Here is a 15,618-nt window from a genome sequence, read left to right on the forward strand (position 1 = left end):
CGCCCGGGATGGTCGTCCCGGTCAGGCCCGCCCGTAGGAGTCTTCGAGGCGCTCGATGTCGTCCTCGTCGAAGTAGCCGAAGGCGATCTCCAGGATCCGGGTGGCCGGACCGGAGGAGCCGAGCCGGTGGGTCTGGCCCGCCCGGATGAGAACCCGGTCGCCGACCGCGGGCTCCGTCCGGATGCCGTCGATCTCGAAGACCGCGCCGGGGTCCAGGGCCACCCAGAGCTCGTCGCGGTGCTCGTGCCGCTGCAGGCTCAGCCGCTGGCCGGGCGCGACATCGATGATCTTCACCGTGGTCGGCTCGTTGAGGGTGTAGCGCTCGAACCCACCCCAGGGACGCTCGTCACGCACAACCGCGCCGAGCCGGTCGACTTCCAGCAAGATGCCCTCCATCTGCTCCGTCACTTAACACAAACTCTCGCACGCGCGCGTGACGGATGCGCATTATTCCTGCAACCGGACGATTAACTCCGGTGATCAGATTTACTGACTCAGGTTATAAGGATGCCGCCGTCGACCGGGATCACCGCGCCGGTCACGTAGGACGCGGCGTCGCTCGCCAGGAAGACGGCCGCGGCCACCAGCTCGGCGGGGTCCCCCGCCCGCTTCATCAGGACCCGGTTCTCCAGCTGCCACGCCATGTAGCCCTCGGCGTACTGCTCGGTCATCTCCGAGGCGAAGAAGCCCGGCTCCAGGCAGTTGACCCGGATCCCGCGCCGCGCGGTCCACTGCTGGGCCAGGTCCCGGGTGAGGCCGACCACCCCGGCCTTGGACGCGCTGTAGGCGGCCTGGGGGAGACCCGCGGTGGTCTCCCCCAGGATGCTGCCGATGTTGACGATCGAGGAGCCGGGCCGCATGACCCTGGCGCAGGCCTGCGCCATCCAGTAGGTGCCGTGCAGGTTGATCTCCACGACCTGCCGGAACTGCTCGGGCGTCTCCTTCAGCGCGGGCACCGCCGTACCGACGCCCGCGTTGTTGATCAGGACGTCCACCGCGCCCAGCTCGGCCACGGCCGCCTCGACCAGGGCCTGGCAGTCCTCGGGCCTGGTGACGTCGGTGGCGAGCGCCACGCACCGGCGGCCCGTCTCCTCGACCAGCGCCCTGGTCTCCTCCAGGCGGTCCTTGCGGCGCGCGCCGATCACGATGTCGGCGCCGGCCTCCGCCAGCCCGCGGGCGAACGCGACGCCCAGCCCCGACGAGGCACCGGTGACGATCGCGACCCTGCCGTCCAGCCGGAATCGGTCCAGCATTCAGATCTCTCCCCTACACGGCGAACATACCGAATGAGATTCTAGAGGCTGGACGGCATGCCGCCCGCGAGAGGTTTCCCGCGGGCGGACCCGGTGCCCTTCCTACAGGCCGTACTCCTTGACGATGCGCTCGTGCCGCTCGACCTCGACGTCGACGGCCTTGGCCAGGTCGAGCCAGGCCAGCGGGTGCACCCAGCGCTCCGTCGCGTCGTCGAGCACCGCGTCCAGCTCGACCGGGGTGACGTCCGGCGGGATCGCGATCCAGCCGAACACGCCGGGCAGGGACTCGCCCGTGGTCGGGTGGGTCACGGTGTAGTTCTCGTCGCTGTAGACCCACATCGGCCACTCGCGCTCGGCCATGACCTCGTTGAACTCGGTCCAGTCGGCCTCACTGGGCGCCGCGCCGTCGAAGAACCAGCTGGTGTAGCCGCCGGGGCGGAGCATGCTGACCGCCGCGAACGGCGGGATGAAGCTCTCCTGCTCCTCCGGGCTCTCCGGGATGGGCTCCAGCAGCGCCGGGTCGAAGACGACCAGGTCACCGGCGTTGTACTCCATGCCGGGAGGCTGCGGGATGGCCAGGCGCGCCGTCGCCGGGCCGGTGCGCAGGCTGAGGACCGCGCGCTGGGTGCCGTCGGGGGCGGGCAGGACGATGCGGATCAGGCCCATCTCCTCCTCGATCGGCCCCTCGTCGGACTGCAGCGGCATGCCGATCTTGGCGGCTCCGGCGCGGACGGTCTCCCAGTCCTCGGCGGCGGTCGCCATCGTGATCATCCGCCAGACGTCCTCGGTCTCGATCTCCTCGGTGTCGAGGATCTCGCGGAGGATCGCCGCGCCCTTGGCGTTGTCGCCGCCCTGCTGGACCGCGGTGGCCCACAGGCGGCGCGCCTCGATGCCCGCGCCGGCGGCCACACCCGCCTCGCCCTCGGCGGCGGCCTGCTCCCAGCGCTCCCGGGCGCGGTGCAGGCGGCCCAGGGCCAGGTGGCGCCCGGCGGCGGGGAGCCGCTCGGCCATCTGCTCCAGCCGCTCGTCCTGGCGGGCCTCGATCAGCAGGCCGGTGAGGTAGGAGACGTCCTGCTCGTCGGCCGACTCGACGTCGCCGGACTCGACCAGCATGGTCCAGTAGATGTCGGCGCCCCTGGCGGGGTAGCCGAGGAAGCCGAGCGTGGTGGTGTGCCGGCGGGTGGCCTCGACGTCCCGCCCGGAGAGCGGGGCCAGCCAGCCCACCCAGTGCTCCGGGTCGGCGTTGAAGCCGTCCGCGGCGTCGAAGTAGCCGACCAGCTCGTCCTGCGGCCCGGGGGCCTCCAGCGGGGTCACCCCGTCGGCCGCGGCGCGCAGGGCCGCGATCCGGCCGGCGGCCTCGTCCGGGTTCCTGAGCTCCGCGGCGGCGGACTCGGCGAGGTCGGCCAGCACGCGGGCCTGCCAGACGCCCTTGCGGGCGACGGCCAGGTCGCCGGCGACGAGGGCGAGCTCGACCCGCGGGCGGTAGCCGCCCATCACGGCGAAGTAGTCGATCCACTGCTTGAGGACGCGGCCGAGCTGCCAGCTGTTGGTGATCTGCGCCGAGCCCGCGAGCCGGCGTACGGCGTGCGCCCACTCCACCCAGGCACGGGGGTGGTCGCCGACCACGTCGAGGTCGGGCAGGGCCTCCACGGCCTCCGGCACGCGCTCCAGGGTGGCGAGCACGAGCGCGCGCAGCACTCCCTCGCGGTGCGCCTTGGCCACCGGGTCGGCGGGCGCGAACCCGGTCGCGGCGTCGAGCGCGGTGAGCGCGTCCTGCGCGCGGCCTGCGGCGAGCAGGGCGCGGGCGGAGGCCGCCCCCAGCTCCCAGCTCGCCTCGCGGCCGGCCCCGGCCAGCTTCGCCACCGCCTCCTCGGCGTGCGCGACGGCCTCGTCGGCGCGGCCGGCGTCCACCAGGGCGGCGACGCGCTGCTCGGCGAAGGCGGAGAAGGCCGGCGAGCCGGGCTCGACCCCGGCGGCGGCCAGGGCCTCCAGGCGCTCGGCCGCGTAACCGGGCCCGTCGGTGTTGGCCTGGGCGGTCGCCAGCGCGAGGACGGCGCCGGGAGCCGCGGGGCAGTCGCGGACGTCGTCGCGGCGGGCGAACTCCACCAGCGTGCGCGCGTCGTCGAGGGCGACTACGCCCTGGGCGCGGTCGCCGATGCGGCCGATCAGGTGCCAGTAGCGGGCGTAGAACTCAAGCCAGGGCAGCCCCATGTTCTCCGCCTGCTGGGCGATGGCCGGCGCCAGCACGTCGAGCTGCGCGTACCGGCCCTCCAGCGCCTGAGCGGGCACGTCGCCGATCGCCATCGCCAGGCCGGTGTTGCCGGCCTCGTGCAGTTGCCGCTGGGTGTCGCCGACCCAGGCCCAGATGTCCACGTCCATGGGACGTCAGTCTGCCAGGTCGGGGGGGATGCCCCAAACGAGCCGGCTCCCCGGCACCACGCGTCCGCCCGCTCCCGCGGTCCCCGGCGAACGCGTGCGGACCGGCGGGTCCGCCCCGCCCCGGCGTCACCGCAGGCGCGGGCCCGCCGGTCCCGCCCTCAGCCCGCCCGGTCCACCAGCTCCACCAGCTCGGCGGACTCCTTCTCGTCCAGCACCGCGAAGGCGGGCGCCATCAGCCGGTCGGTGAGTTCCTCGGCCCGGGCGCGGCGCTCGAGCAGCTCCGGGCTCGGCGCCGGGTACGGCTCCGGCCAGCCGAAGAAGCGCGCCATGGCCTCCCCGGAGACCAGGCCCGTCGGGCTGCCCTCGTGGGAGTTGAGCACCATGGCCTCCAGCGGCGTCAGCCCCTCGGCCAGCACGGCCACGGCGTGCAGTCCTCCGCGCAGTTCCCTGACCAGGTTCATCAGGTGGGTGACCCGGGCGGGGGCGTCGCCGGGCAGCGGCAGGGCCCGCCAGCCGGCGAAGAGCGGGGCGCCGAGCACGGAGGCCCCGCGCACCACCGGTTCCAGCAGTTCGGCCAGGCGCGCGGCCCCGTCGAAGGCGCCGAGCCTGCGGCGGCCCCAGTCGTGGCAGGCCCCCGCGTAGAGCTCGACGGCCCGCTCCACCGGCAGGCCCCTGCCCGCCTCCCAGTTCTCCCGAACGTCCTCGGCGGTGAAGAAGACCGTGGCCGCCATGACGACGCCGGCGTCCACCTCTCCGAGCACCCCGCACCGGCCGCGGAAGTACATCGCCCGGGGCGCCGTACCGGTCTGCTCGCACAGGGCCTTGACCTCACGCGAGATCATGAACCCGCCGCCGAGTGCCCCGATCCTCCCCTTGACCGCCGCCGCCGTCGCCTGTGGGTCAGCCATGCCGCTCCTCCTCGGTCTATTCTAGGAACTCAGCATTGCCTACCGGAACAACATTCGGCAAGCCCCGCGGGCTAAAGAGTGATCTCCCCCGACGCCACGAGGACCGCGGGGCCGGCGAGATAGCTGGTCCGCTCGTCGAGGGTGACGGTGACGGTGCCGCCGAGCACCTCGACCTCCCAGCTCCCGGTGGTCTCCCCCGCCAGGTGGGCGGCGGCCACCGCCGAGGCGACCGCCCCGGTGCCGCAGGACCGCGTCTCACCCGAGCCCCGCTCGAAGACCCGCATCACGAGCCTGCGCGGGCCGGCCGCGTTCAGCAGCTCGACGTTGACCCCGTTCGGGAAGTGCTCCGGGTCGAACGCGGGCGGGCGGGTCAGGTCGAGCCCGGCCACCGGATCGCCGATGACGCACGCCAGGTGCGGGTTGCCCATGTCGACGCGGAGCCCGCCGTACTCCCGCCCGGAGACCGAGGCGCGGCTCTCGCCCAGCACCCGGGGCGGGCCCATGTCGACCGTCACGTCACCCGTCTCGGCCAGGCGCACCCGCTTGACCCCGCCGCGCGTCGCGACCCCGAACTCCCCGGGCGCGGCCAGCCCGGCGGAGACCAGGTACCGGGCGAAGACCCGCACCCCGTTGCCGCACATCTCGGCCACGCCGCCGTCGGCGTTGCGGTAGTCCATGAACCACTCGGCCTCGCCGGCCTGGTCGGCCACCTCGGGGCTGAGCTTGGTCCGCACCACGTGGAGCACGCCGTCGCCGCCGATCCCGGCCCTTCGGTCGCAGATCGCGGCCACCAGCGCGCCCGGCAGCTCCAGCTCTCCCTCCGGATCGGGGAGGATGACGAAGTCGTTCTCGGTGCCGTGACCCTTGGCGAAGCGCATACCGCCACCCTATTGATGACGGCGCCGCGCCTCTCCGCCCGGGGGCCGGTAGCGGCGGACCTCCGCGAGAGCCCGCTCCAGGAGGTCGGGAGCCTCCTGGGGCAGCCAGACCACGCGGGGGTCGCGACGGAACCACGACTCCTGGCGGCGGACGAACCTGCGCGTCGCCCGGATCGTCTCCTGCCTGGCCTGCTCCTCGCTCCACTCCCCCGCCAGGAAGCGCAGCACCTGGGCGTAGCCGAGCGCGCGGCTGGCCGTACGGCCCTCGGCCAGGCCCTGCCCGGCCAGCTCCCGCACCTCCTCCACCAGCCCGGCCTCCCACATGCGGTCGACCCGGAGCGCCACCCGCTCGTCCAGCACGTCCCTGGGCACCTCGACGCCCAGCTGCACGCTGTCGTAGACCGCGTCGTAGGACGGCATCGTGGCGGAGAAGGGCCGCCCGGACAGCTCGATGACCTCCAGCGCGCGCACGATCCGGCGCCCGTTGCCCGGCAGGATCGCCTCGGCCGCCGCCGGGTCCCGCTCGCGGAGCCGCGCGTGCAGCGGGGCCGCGCCCGCACGCTCCAGTTCGGCCTCCAGCCGGGCCCGGATCTCCGGGTCGGTGCCGGGGAACTCCAGGTCGTCGAGCGCGGCCCGCACGTAGAGGCCGGACCCGCCCACCAGGACCGGCACGACGCCCCTGGCCCGCAGCCCGTCCATCAGCGGCCGGACCAGCGCCTGGTACTCGGCCACGCTCGCGGTCCGGCGCACGTCCCAGACGTCCATCAGGTGGTGGGGGACCCCGCGCCGCTCCTCCGTCGAGAGCTTCGCCGTCCCGATGTCCATCCCCCGGTAGAGCTGCATGGAGTCGGTGTTGACGACCTCGCCTCCGAGTTCGAGGGCGAGGTCGACGGCCAGATCGGATTTTCCGGCCGCGGTGGGACCGACGACGGCGATGACAGGTAGCTGAGGCACGGCGACAAGTCTCTCAACATCGCGGGTATGCACGAGAGCGGCACCATCGTCGCGCCGGGATCGGGGGATCCGATCATGCCGATCTTCGGCAGGGCCGAGGACCTGCCGGGCCGGCACTCCGACCCGGTGGAGGATCTCACCGAGCAGGGCACCGGCAGGGCGCAGCAGGAGGCGGGCCGGAGGACCGGCGGCCGGTACGGCGGGCAGATCGGCACGGCCGCCTCCTGCGCGCGCCTTCAGGCCTGGGCGGGCCGCGCCGGGCGGTAGTCGAGGACGATGGCGCCGGAGGCGAACGTGTGGGTGCCGGCGAGGCGCCAGGTCGTGGTGTCCACGCCGTCGCGGAACAGGCGCCTGCCCTTGCCGACGACGACCGGGTGGAGGAAGAGCTTGAGCTCGTCGAGGAGGTCGTGTTCGATCAGGTAGCCGATCAGGCTCCCGCTGCCGTAGATCAGCAGGTCCTTGCCCTCCTCGGCCTTCAGCTTGGCCACGGCCTCGGCGACGTCGCCCTCCAGGACGGTGGCGTTCCACTGCGGGTCCTTGAGCGTGGTGGAGGCCACGTACTTCGGGATGTCGTTCATCTCGCCCACCTCCTCGCCGGCCGCCTCCATCGCCGGCCAGGCCTGGGACATGCCGTCGTAGGTGACGCGGCCGAGAAGCAGGGCGCGGCTCTGGGCGATCTGACCGGCCTGGAACTTGTCGTGGTCCTCGTTCCAGAACGGCGCGGTCCAGGCGGGCTCCTCCACGACGCCGTCCATCGAGATGAAGACGATCGCGACGACCTTGCTCATGATCCGCTCCTTTTCATCCGGGTTCGTCCGTCCCGTACTTGGATGCACCTTCGTCGGCGCACCCAGCCTCGCCAAGCGCGGTCACCGCTCGTTGGCGGCGGCGCTCTGCAAGGTCTGTGCGCTTTCGGTGTGTAATGAGCTTCGCCGAACGGCGGGTTCGGCTGGTAGTGCACCGCTCACCAGAACCTTGTGAAGGATTCACATTGATCAGAGTGATCCTCGCCGAGGACGTCCGGATCCTGCGTGAGACGCTGGCCGCCGTCCTGGACCTCGAGGACGACCTCGACGTGGTCGGCGTGACCGGAAGAGGCGACGAGATCGTCGCCCTGGCCCTGGAGACCCGGCCCGACGTGGCCGTACTGGACATCGACCTGCCCGGCATGGACGGTCTGAGCGGGGCGAACGAGCTGCGCGGAAGGCTGCCCTCCTGCCGGGTGGTGATGCTGACCGGTCTCGCCCGGCCGGGCTACCTGCGGCGTGCGCTCTCGTCCGGGGTCTCCGGTTTCATGCTCAAGCACGCACCGGCCGGTGAGCTGGTCGACGCGATCCGCGCGGTCGCCTCGGGGCGGCAGGCCGTCGACCCCCAGTTCGCGCTGGCCGCCCTCCAGAAGACCGACAGCCCGCTCGCCGCCCGCGAGGCCGACGTGCTGCGGCTGGCGGCGACCGGAGCGGAGGCCGAGGAGATCGCGCAGGCGCTCTCCCTCAGCGTCGGGACCGTCCGGAACTACCTGTCGTCCGCCGTCATGCGGCTCGGTGCGCGCAACCGCATCGACGCCGTCCGCATCGCCACGGACGAAGGCTGGATCTGACGCCGGGACACCCGGCGCGGGGAGGCCGCTAAGGAGCGGGGAGCGGGACCCGGGCGGTCAGCGTGTACGAGCCGTCCAGGGCCTCGCCCTCCAGCTGCCCTCCCACCGCCCGCACCCTGTGGGTGAGATTGTCCAGCCCCATGCCCGGCGCGGCGCCGCCCGCCCGGACGCCGTCGTTCCTCAGCCTCAGGAGGACCTGCCCGCCGACGGTCTCCGCGTCGAGGGTGCAGCGTCCGCCGTCGCTGTGGCGCAGCACGTTCGTCACGCCTTCGCGGAGCACGATCGCCAGGACCGAGCTGAGCTCGGAGGTGAGCGCGAGGCGGGTCACGGAACCGTCCACCTCGTATCCCGCGGCGGCCAGAACGGTTTTCGCCGATTCGAGTTCGTCGTCCAGCGAGATCGCGCGACGGCCCGCCGCGACCGTCTCGATGTCGGCGAGGGCCTGCCGCGCGACGGCCAGGCCGTCCTCCAGTTCCCGCTGGGCCCTCTCCCGGTCCCTGTCCATCAGGCGGAAGGCCAGCTCGCTCTTCAGGACGATGACCGAGAGGCCGAATCCGAGCAGGTCGTGCAGGTCGCGCGCGAAGCGCAGCCGTTCGCGGGCGACCTCGGTGCGGGCCAGCTCCACGCGCGCGGCCCGGAGGTCGCGGGCCAGCCGGGCCATGCGGACGAGACCGTAGACGACGAGCGCCCGCTCGCCTATCCAGACCATCTCGTAGGTCTGGTCGACCACGCTCGTGCCCTGCAGGGTGACACCCGCGAAGGTCAGCGTGAAGAAGTCCTGGACGATCAGGGGGACGGTCACCGCCCAGCGCAGCCATCCGCGGAGAAGGACCGCCGTGAGCGCGGGGAGGAAGATGCTCATGTACCACAGCTCCCGCTCGAAGACGAGCGACGGCGCGAGCGCCACGACCGCGGCGGCGGCGAGCGTCCACTGCCAGTGCCGTGGCCGCCCGTCGTCGTCTCCCGGCGTGCAGGCGCGCAGGAAGATCAGTGTGAACGCGGACAGCAGGACGAGGAACAGCACGACCTCGCCGCCGGACGCCTGCTCCTTGAGGATCTGGCGGACGGGGCTGGTCAGCAGCATCAGGCAGACGGTCGCCGCGCCGAGCCCGGCCACGACGGGCGTGGTCAGGTCGTCGGCGACCCGCCGCCCGGCCGGTGCGCCGTCGCGGCTGGCGTGGGCGACCGACCTGGTCTCGTTCAGGGCCGACCGCGCGGTCGCGAGGCCGGCTTCCAGCTGCGCGCGGGCCGTACCGGGCTCGGCCGCTGCGGAGACGGCCTCTCCGCAGCGCACCACCTGCTCAAGGCTCGTTCCGACCCGTTCGTTGAGCTGCTGCGCGAACGCGAGACGCTCCCTGGCGACCTCCGCCTCGGCCAGGGCGGTCCTCGTCTGGTGCAAGCCGGCCACCAGGTCCGCGAACCGCGCGACACCGTACAGGGCGATGCCCACGAAGGCCGCGTGTCCCAGAGCGAGGTAGAGGGCGTCCCATACCGTCGGACGGACCTGGAGGCCGGACAGGTACTGGGCCGCGACGACGAGCGCGAAGCCGCCCCAGGCCAGCGCGGGCGGCCGGACGAGCAGGAGCACGGCGGCGGCGAGGAAGCCGGTGTTGCCGTACCAGGTGCTCGCGAACATCAGCAGCCCGGTGACGGTGAGGACCGCCTGGAGCGCGAGCGTCCACTGCCAGGCCCTGGGGCGCCGGCCGTCGGCCGTCCGGACGCAGTTGTAGAGATGGAGGAGCAGGAGGGCGGTGAGCAGCCCGCATCCGAAGGCCTTGCGGCCTGGAGGGTCGTCGGCGCGGAAGATGCCGATGAACCCGCCGTACGAGAATCCGATGCTGACGACCACCGCTACAAGCCTGGCAAGCTTGAAGGCCACTCCCATAGAGGGTCAAACTAGCCGATACGCAGAGGTGATGATCGGAGACGCCGCCGCGTCAGCTCCAGAGCATCGGCTGCAGGTAGCCCTCCAGGGTCAGCAGCCACCGCTTGGACTCCACGCCCTCGCCCCCGCTGAACCCGCCCAGGCCGTTGCCGGCGACCACCCGGTGGCAGGGCACGAGGACCGGGATCGGGTTGGCGCCCATGATCGACCCGATGGCCCGCGCCGGGATCCCGGTCCCGCTGCGGGCGGCGAGCTCGCCGTAGGTCACCGCCTGCCCGTAGGGGACCGTCTCGTACAGCGTGCCCAGGACCCTGCGCTGCACGGCCGTGGTCAGCCGCCAGTCCACCGGGACGGTGAAGACCCGCAACCGCTCGGCGTAGTAGTCCGCCAGCTCGCCCAGCACCGGAGCCGTCCGCCCCGGATCGTCCGCCTCGGCCAGCCCGAGCCCGTCCAGCAGCCGCTCCCTGAGCCACCGGTCGCCGCCCCAGCCCAGGCCCGCCACGCCGTCCTCGGTGACGGCGGCCGTCATCTCCCCCAGGGGTGTCGGCAGGCGCCCGAACGCCACGGTTCCCACCATCGCTCCTGCGTCCCTTCGCGAGCTCGTCGTCCTCGGCGCCTCCGGCGCGGTCCCGCCCCGTCGCCTCGACCTGCCCCCCGCCCTGGAAAGGGCGGGCAGCCCGTGCCGCTTCACGCGGCGGGCCGCGGCGCACGCCGTGGAACGGGGCGCCCGACGCTTCACCGACCCGGGCGTCCTCCGAGTCCCCACGCCCTGAGACGACCGGCCCGGCGGCCCGGCCTCTGGCTTTGATGCATTTCGCGCCGTTCACATCAGCGTACTCGGAATGCCCGGTAGTGCACCGCCCCCGCCGGAACTTCGGCAGGAGCACCCGCCGCCGTTCCGGGGCGGTCGTCTCGACCGGGATGCCTCCGGGCGCCGGGAAGCGGAACGAGCGCCGCCGGACATCGTCGAGGCCTCCGTCGACCGGCGATGCCGCCGGTCGGATGCGGCACGCATCATCCCGCAAACACGACCGGACCCATCGGCCGGGCCGAACCCGCGGGCGTGGCGGCGGCGGCCTCACGGCAGGCGGTAGTTTGACGCGCATGACGCGCGAGCTTGTGGTCCTCGGCACGGCGAGCGCCGTGCCCACGCGGCACCGCAACCACAACGGCTACCTGCTGCGCTGGGACGGCCAGGGCTTCCTGTTCGACCCCGGCGAGGGCACCCAGCGCCAGATGACCCGGGCGGGCGTCGGCTCCCACGACGTCACCTGGATCTGCGTCACCCACTTCCACGGCGACCACTGCCTCGGCGTCCCCGGCATCGTCCAGCGCATCGCCAGGGACGGCGTCGCCCACCCCGTCCAGGCCGCCTACCCGGCGAGCGGCGAGACCTACTGGCGCCGCCTGCGCCACGCCTCGGTCTTCGCCGACACCCAGGTGATCGCCGAGCGCCCGGTCTCCGGAGAGCTCGCGACCTTCGACGCGGGCCCGGTGACGCTCACCGCCCGCCCGCTCTCCCACCCCGTCGAGGCGTACGGCTACCGCCTCGACGAGCCCGACGGCCGCCGGATGATCCCCGCCCTGCTGCGGGAGCGGGGCGTCGAGGGACCCCTGATCGGCAGGCTCCAGCGGGAGGGGACGGTGACCGCTCCGGACGGCTCGGCCGTGCGGCTGGAGGACTGCAGCGAGCCCCGCCCGGGCCAGAGCGCCGCGTTCGTCATGGACACCCGCCTCTGCGACGGGGTGTTCGCGCTCGCCGACGGGGTGGACCTGCTGGTGATCGAGTCGACGTTCCTGTCCGGCGAGGCGGCCCTGGCGGCCGACTACGGTCACCTGACCGCCGCCCACGCGGGCCGGGTCGCGGCCGAGAGCGGGGTCCGCCGCCTGGTGCTGACCCATGTCTCCGAGCGCTACGGCCCCGACGACGAACCCCGTTTCGTCGAGGAGGCGGGCGCGTTCTTCGACGGCGACATCGTCCTGGCCCAGGACCTGGCGCGGGTGCCGGTCCCCAGGCGCGCCTGACGGGCGGCCCCTTCCGGCGGCGGCGCGGATCAGACGCGCCTGAGCAGGGCCACGACGTAGCCGACCCCGTAGGGGGCCTCGTCGTAGAGGATCTCGCCCTTCAGCGGCCCGTCCGCCCCGTCTCCGGTTCCCGCGCCGTCTCCGGTTCCGGCTCCGTCTCCGGTTCCGGCTCCGGCTCCGGCGAGGACCTGCAGCGCGGCCCTGCCGCCGGCCCAGAGCTCCGCCGCCTCGCCGGGATCGAGCTCCGGGACCCGCCCGCGGGCGAGCGCGCGCACGATCCCGGCGTCGTACGCCTCCGCACGGGGGTCCAGGTAGCCCGGGGACTTCTCGGTCAGGCGGGCGGAGCCGTCGGCCATGACCAGCAGCGCCACCCGTCCGGCCGCGGCCGCCAGCCGCCCGCCCAGCGCCGCGCACTCCTGCGGGGAGGCGTCGAAGGGCACCGCGTGGAACCCGGAGGCGGCCAGGCCGCGCTCGTCGAGGAGCCTGCGGCCGATCGTGAGGGAGAGCGGCAGGACCGGGGCGCCCGCGCCGGCGCGGACGTCCACGCCCCAGGGGGCGAGGCCGCCGGCGGCGTCCGGCCCGTAGGTCCCGGCCGCCTCCGCCCCGCCGACCACCACGACCGCGTCGGGCTCGGTGTCCCGCAGGGCGTCCACCGCGGTCGCGCACGCCGCTCGGAGCCCGTCGAGCTCGGCGGCGGCCGCGCCGGCCAGTTCGGGGACCAACAGCGGAGGGTGCGGGCACACGGCGGCGGCGACGATCACGCCGCCAGACTAACGGAGCCCGCCCGCCGCACGGCCGCACCGGCGGGCCGGGAACCTCCGTCCGGGGATCAGTAACCGCCGATCGGGGGGTTGGGCGGGCTGAATCCGGGAGGGCCGTCGGACCGGGGGTCGGTGTGGAGGTCCGAGGCGGGCTGCTCCGGCTCCTGCCGGGAGTCCTGCCCCTTCTTGCCCGCGGTGGAGGTGGCGGGCTTGTCGGACCGGGCGCCGGTGTCTCCCTCGCCGGGCGCGCCGGAGTCACCGGGGCCGGCGGCGGTGTCCTCTCCGGATCCCGGCCCGTCGGCCGCGCCGGAGTCGTCGGCCGTGCCGGAACCGTCGGCCGCGCCGTCCGGGCCGGTCGCGGCGTCCTCGGGCGCCTCGCCGGATCCCTCTCCGGAGCCCTCGCCCGCTTCGGGAGCCTGCCGGGCTCCCTGCGTGCTCCCCGACGGGGACGTGCCGGAACCCCCGCCGGCGCCGCCGAGCAGGACGAAGACGGCGCCCGCGCTCACGAGGGCGGCGGTGAGGGCGGATGCGACGGCTATGGCCAGGCCGCGCTTCCGGGATACGGATCCGGCTGCCGCGCGCCGGGAGGGCGGCCCGCCGGGGCCGGTGAGGACTTCGGGCTCTCCGGCCTGCTCGGGGCGGCCGGGAGGCGGGGGGACGTGCATGTGGAACAACTCCCTGCGGTTTTCGATGGAAACCTCCACGGCTTCCGAGGGTGCCGAACCACACTAGCCACAGTAACGAAATGCCCGCGCATCAATCACAAAGGAATTACGACTTGTCATCTATTGAGAGACTTATACGTACTTCAAGGCCATATGTCCTGATTGGCGTGCTGGCCGCCGCCGGGGCCGCGGGTCTCGGCCTGCTGCTCAGCACGAACACCGCTCCGGACGCTGCCCCGTTCGTGCCCGCGGGCACCGCCGTACCGGACGGGGAGTCGTCCTCCCCCGGCCGCCATGCCCCCGGCGGAGCCTCCTGGGACTCGCCCGTCCCGGTCCCGGCCGCCTCCGCGCCGACCGGAGGCTCCGCTCCGGAGGACTCCGGCGGTCCGGGTCCCGCCCGGGAGCCGCTCGCGCCCGCCCTCGCCCCGGGCCCGCTCCCCCGGACCACCCCTCCGGTGCTCCCGCACGCCCGTCCCGCCCCCGGCGGACCGGGCGGCTCCGCCGCGAAGAGGCGCCCCGCCCCGCCGTCCCGCACGCCGGAGCCCGCGACCGGCGGGTCCGCCCAGGCGCGGCAGGCGCCCGCCCCCCGGCCGCGTCCCACGCCGGCGCCGGCGCCGCGGAGCCCGGAGGCACGCCCGCCCGCGGCGCGGACCCCGGAGGCGCATCCGGCGGCGCCGCCGGTCCCGGTCCCGAGGCGGCCGGCTCACCTGCCGGACCCGTGCACGACCTTCGACGAACTCCGCCGCGCCTACTGCCATGCCGTGCTCGAAGAGCTGTTCCCCCGCTGAACCGCACCGGGCGGATCAGGGGGCGGCGGAGCAGCCCGAGGGCTCCTGCGGAGCGGGGGCCGGACGGCCGATCGACGGCATGCCGAGCATCACGCCGGGGCCCTTGCCCGCCGGGGCGCCCTGGCGGGCCTGCCAGGCGTCGCCCGCCCGGGTCCGGCGGAGCTTCAGCACGGGACCGTCGGCGACCAGGTGGTGCGGGGCGGCGTAGGTGACCTCGACGGTCACCATGTCACCCGGGCGCGGCGCCTCCGCGCCGGACCCGCCCGGGGAGAAGTGCACCAGGCGGTTGTCGGGGGCGCGGCCGGACAGGCGGTGGGTCGCCTCGTCCTTGCGGCCCTCGCCCTCGGCCACCAGGACCTCCAGCACCCGGCCGACCTGCTTCTTGTTCTCCTCCCAGGAGATCTCGTTCTGCAGGGCGACGAGCCGCTCGTAGCGCTCCTGCACGACCTCCTTGGGGATCTGGCCGTCCATGGTGGCGGCGGGGGTGCCGGGGCGGATGGAGTACTGGAAGGTGAAGGCGTTGGCGAACCGCGACTCGCGCACCACGTCCAGCGTGCCCTGGAAGTCCTCCTCCGTCTCGCCGGGGAAGCCCACGATGATGTCGGTGGAGATCGCCGCGTCCGGCATCGCCGCGCGGACCCGCTCGATGATGCCCAGGTAGCGCTCGGCCCGGTAGGAGCGGCGCATCGCCTTCAGGACGCGGTCGGACCCGGACTGCAGCGGCATGTGGAGCTGGTGCATCACGTTGGGCGTCTCGGCCATCGCCGCGATGACGTCGTCGGTGAAGGCCGCCGGGTGCGGGCTGGTGAAGCGCACCCGCTCCAGGCCGTCGATCCCGCCGCAGGCCCGCAGGAGCTTGCCGAAGGCGAGCCGGTCGCCGAACTCGACGCCGTAGGTGTTGACGTTCTGCCCGAGCAGGGTGATCTCCAGGACACCCTGCTCGACCAGGGTCCGGACCTCGTTGAGGACGTCGCCGGGGCGGCGGTCCCGCTCCTTGCCGCGCAGCGACGGCACGATGCAGAACGTGCAGGTGTTGTTGCACCCCACCGAGATCGACACCCACGCGGCGTAGGCGGACTCGCGCTTGGTCGGCAGCGTGCTGGGGAAGGTCTCCAGGGACTCCCTGATCTCGACCTGCGCCTCCCGCGCGACCCGCGCGCGCTCCAGGAGGACCGGGAGCGAGCCGATGTTGTGCGTGCCGAACACCACGTCGACCCAGGGCGCCCTCCGGACGATCTCGCCCTGGTCCTTCTGCGCGAGGCAGCCGCCCACGGCGATCTGCATGCCGGGGTTGCCGGTCTTCGCCGGGCGCAGGTGGCCGAGGTTGCCGTAGAGGCGGTTGTCGGCGTTCTCCCGCACGGCGCAGGTGTTGAACACGACCACGTCGGCCGTCTCCCCCTCTGCCGCGGGGACGTATCCCGCGTCCTCGAGGAGGCCCGACAGGCGCTCGGAGTCGTGCACGTTCATCTGGCACCCGTAGGTACGAACCTCGTACGTGCGGGCGCTCTCCACGGTGGCAGTCATC

At 73.8% G+C, this 15,618-nt stretch carries 16 protein-coding genes; 4 read left to right on the forward strand and 12 right to left on the reverse strand.

Annotated features, from left to right (window positions below; all coding sequences use genetic code 11):
- Window positions 1-21: 21 nt before the first annotated feature.
- From FHS22_RS19010 to miaA, 6 genes are all read right to left on the reverse strand, one after another.
- Complete coding sequence (locus tag FHS22_RS19010; RefSeq protein WP_338047820.1) at window positions 22-408, reverse strand: phosphomannose isomerase type II C-terminal cupin domain; 387 nt, start codon at window positions 406-408, stop codon at window positions 22-24.
- Window positions 409-494: 86 nt separating this feature from the next.
- On the reverse strand, window positions 495-1,253 hold the full coding sequence (locus FHS22_RS19015) for an SDR family NAD(P)-dependent oxidoreductase (RefSeq protein WP_184943469.1): 759 nt from the start codon (window positions 1,251-1,253) through the stop codon (window positions 495-497).
- Window positions 1,254-1,355: 102 nt separating this feature from the next.
- Window positions 1,356-3,632 carry a tetratricopeptide repeat protein gene (locus tag FHS22_RS19020; protein WP_184943471.1) on the reverse strand — a complete coding sequence of 759 codons (2,277 nt, stop codon included), beginning with the start codon at window positions 3,630-3,632 and terminating at the stop codon, window positions 1,356-1,358.
- A 158-nt stretch (window positions 3,633-3,790) separates the two neighbouring features.
- On the reverse strand, window positions 3,791-4,540 hold the full coding sequence (locus FHS22_RS19025; protein ID WP_260408070.1) for an SCO6745 family protein: 750 nt from the start codon (window positions 4,538-4,540) through the stop codon (window positions 3,791-3,793).
- 71 nt (window positions 4,541-4,611) lie between these two features.
- Window positions 4,612-5,418: a diaminopimelate epimerase gene (dapF, locus tag FHS22_RS19030; RefSeq protein WP_184943473.1), complete on the reverse strand. Its 807-nt coding sequence runs from the start codon at window positions 5,416-5,418 to the stop codon at window positions 4,612-4,614.
- A 9-nt stretch (window positions 5,419-5,427) separates the two neighbouring features.
- Window positions 5,428-6,372: a tRNA (adenosine(37)-N6)-dimethylallyltransferase MiaA gene (gene miaA / locus FHS22_RS19035; protein ID WP_184943475.1), complete on the reverse strand. Its 945-nt coding sequence runs from the start codon at window positions 6,370-6,372 to the stop codon at window positions 5,428-5,430.
- A gap of 27 nt (window positions 6,373-6,399) precedes the next feature.
- On the opposite strand from miaA, the gene FHS22_RS19040 reads away from it, so the two are divergent.
- Window positions 6,400-6,639 carry a hypothetical protein gene (locus tag FHS22_RS19040; RefSeq protein WP_184943477.1) on the forward strand — a complete coding sequence of 80 codons (240 nt, stop codon included), beginning with the start codon at window positions 6,400-6,402 and terminating at the stop codon, window positions 6,637-6,639.
- On the opposite strand, the gene FHS22_RS19045 is transcribed toward FHS22_RS19040, so the two are convergent.
- On the reverse strand, window positions 6,609-7,160 hold the full coding sequence (locus FHS22_RS19045; protein WP_184943479.1) for a dihydrofolate reductase family protein: 552 nt from the start codon (window positions 7,158-7,160) through the stop codon (window positions 6,609-6,611). The two genes, FHS22_RS19040 and FHS22_RS19045, sit on opposite strands and share 31 nt — an antisense overlap.
- A 212-nt stretch (window positions 7,161-7,372) precedes the next feature.
- Between FHS22_RS19045 and FHS22_RS19050 the strand changes: the two genes are divergently transcribed.
- Window positions 7,373-7,969 carry a response regulator transcription factor gene (locus FHS22_RS19050; RefSeq protein ID WP_425567354.1) on the forward strand — a complete coding sequence of 199 codons (597 nt, stop codon included), beginning with the start codon at window positions 7,373-7,375 and terminating at the stop codon, window positions 7,967-7,969.
- Between the two features lie 28 nt (window positions 7,970-7,997).
- Here FHS22_RS19050 and FHS22_RS39295 read toward each other — a convergent pair whose 3' ends face one another.
- Together FHS22_RS39295 and FHS22_RS19060 are read right to left on the reverse strand one after the other, a co-directional pair.
- The gene (locus FHS22_RS39295; protein WP_184943482.1) at window positions 7,998-9,848 is read right to left on the reverse strand and encodes a histidine kinase; all 1,851 of its coding nucleotides are present in this window, start codon (window positions 9,846-9,848) and stop codon (window positions 7,998-8,000) included.
- A gap of 58 nt (window positions 9,849-9,906) precedes the next feature.
- Complete coding sequence (locus FHS22_RS19060) at window positions 9,907-10,431, reverse strand: methylated-DNA--[protein]-cysteine S-methyltransferase (protein WP_184943483.1); 525 nt, start codon at window positions 10,429-10,431, stop codon at window positions 9,907-9,909.
- A gap of 527 nt (window positions 10,432-10,958) precedes the next feature.
- Between FHS22_RS19060 and FHS22_RS19065 the strand changes: the two genes are divergently transcribed.
- Entirely contained in the window at window positions 10,959-11,879 is a 921-nt protein-coding gene (locus FHS22_RS19065) for a ribonuclease Z (RefSeq protein ID WP_184943485.1), read from the forward strand.
- Window positions 11,880-11,908: 29 nt separating this feature from the next.
- Here FHS22_RS19065 and FHS22_RS19070 read toward each other — a convergent pair whose 3' ends face one another.
- Both FHS22_RS19070 and FHS22_RS19075 read right to left on the reverse strand, forming a co-directional pair.
- The gene (locus FHS22_RS19070; RefSeq protein ID WP_184943487.1) at window positions 11,909-12,640 is read right to left on the reverse strand and encodes a class III extradiol ring-cleavage dioxygenase family protein; all 732 of its coding nucleotides are present in this window, start codon (window positions 12,638-12,640) and stop codon (window positions 11,909-11,911) included.
- Window positions 12,641-12,708: 68 nt separating this feature from the next.
- A complete protein-coding gene (locus tag FHS22_RS19075; protein WP_184943489.1) occupies window positions 12,709-13,305 on the reverse strand; it encodes a hypothetical protein in 597 nt (198 codons plus the stop codon).
- Between the two features lie 167 nt (window positions 13,306-13,472).
- On the opposite strand from FHS22_RS19075, the gene FHS22_RS19080 reads away from it, so the two are divergent.
- On the forward strand, window positions 13,473-14,093 hold the full coding sequence (locus tag FHS22_RS19080) for a hypothetical protein (RefSeq protein WP_184943491.1): 621 nt from the start codon (window positions 13,473-13,475) through the stop codon (window positions 14,091-14,093).
- 15 nt (window positions 14,094-14,108) lie between these two features.
- Here FHS22_RS19080 and miaB read toward each other — a convergent pair whose 3' ends face one another.
- Window positions 14,109-15,617 (reverse strand): tRNA (N6-isopentenyl adenosine(37)-C2)-methylthiotransferase MiaB, encoded by a 1,509-nt coding sequence (gene miaB / locus FHS22_RS19085; RefSeq protein ID WP_184943493.1) that lies wholly within the window; start codon window positions 15,615-15,617, stop codon window positions 14,109-14,111.
- Window position 15,618: the final 1 nt, after the last annotated feature.

The sequence above is a fragment of the Thiemannella venezuelensis genome, assembly GCF_014203605.1.
GTDB classification, from domain to species: domain Bacteria; phylum Actinomycetota; class Actinomycetes; order Streptosporangiales; family Streptosporangiaceae; genus Planomonospora_A; species Planomonospora_A venezuelensis.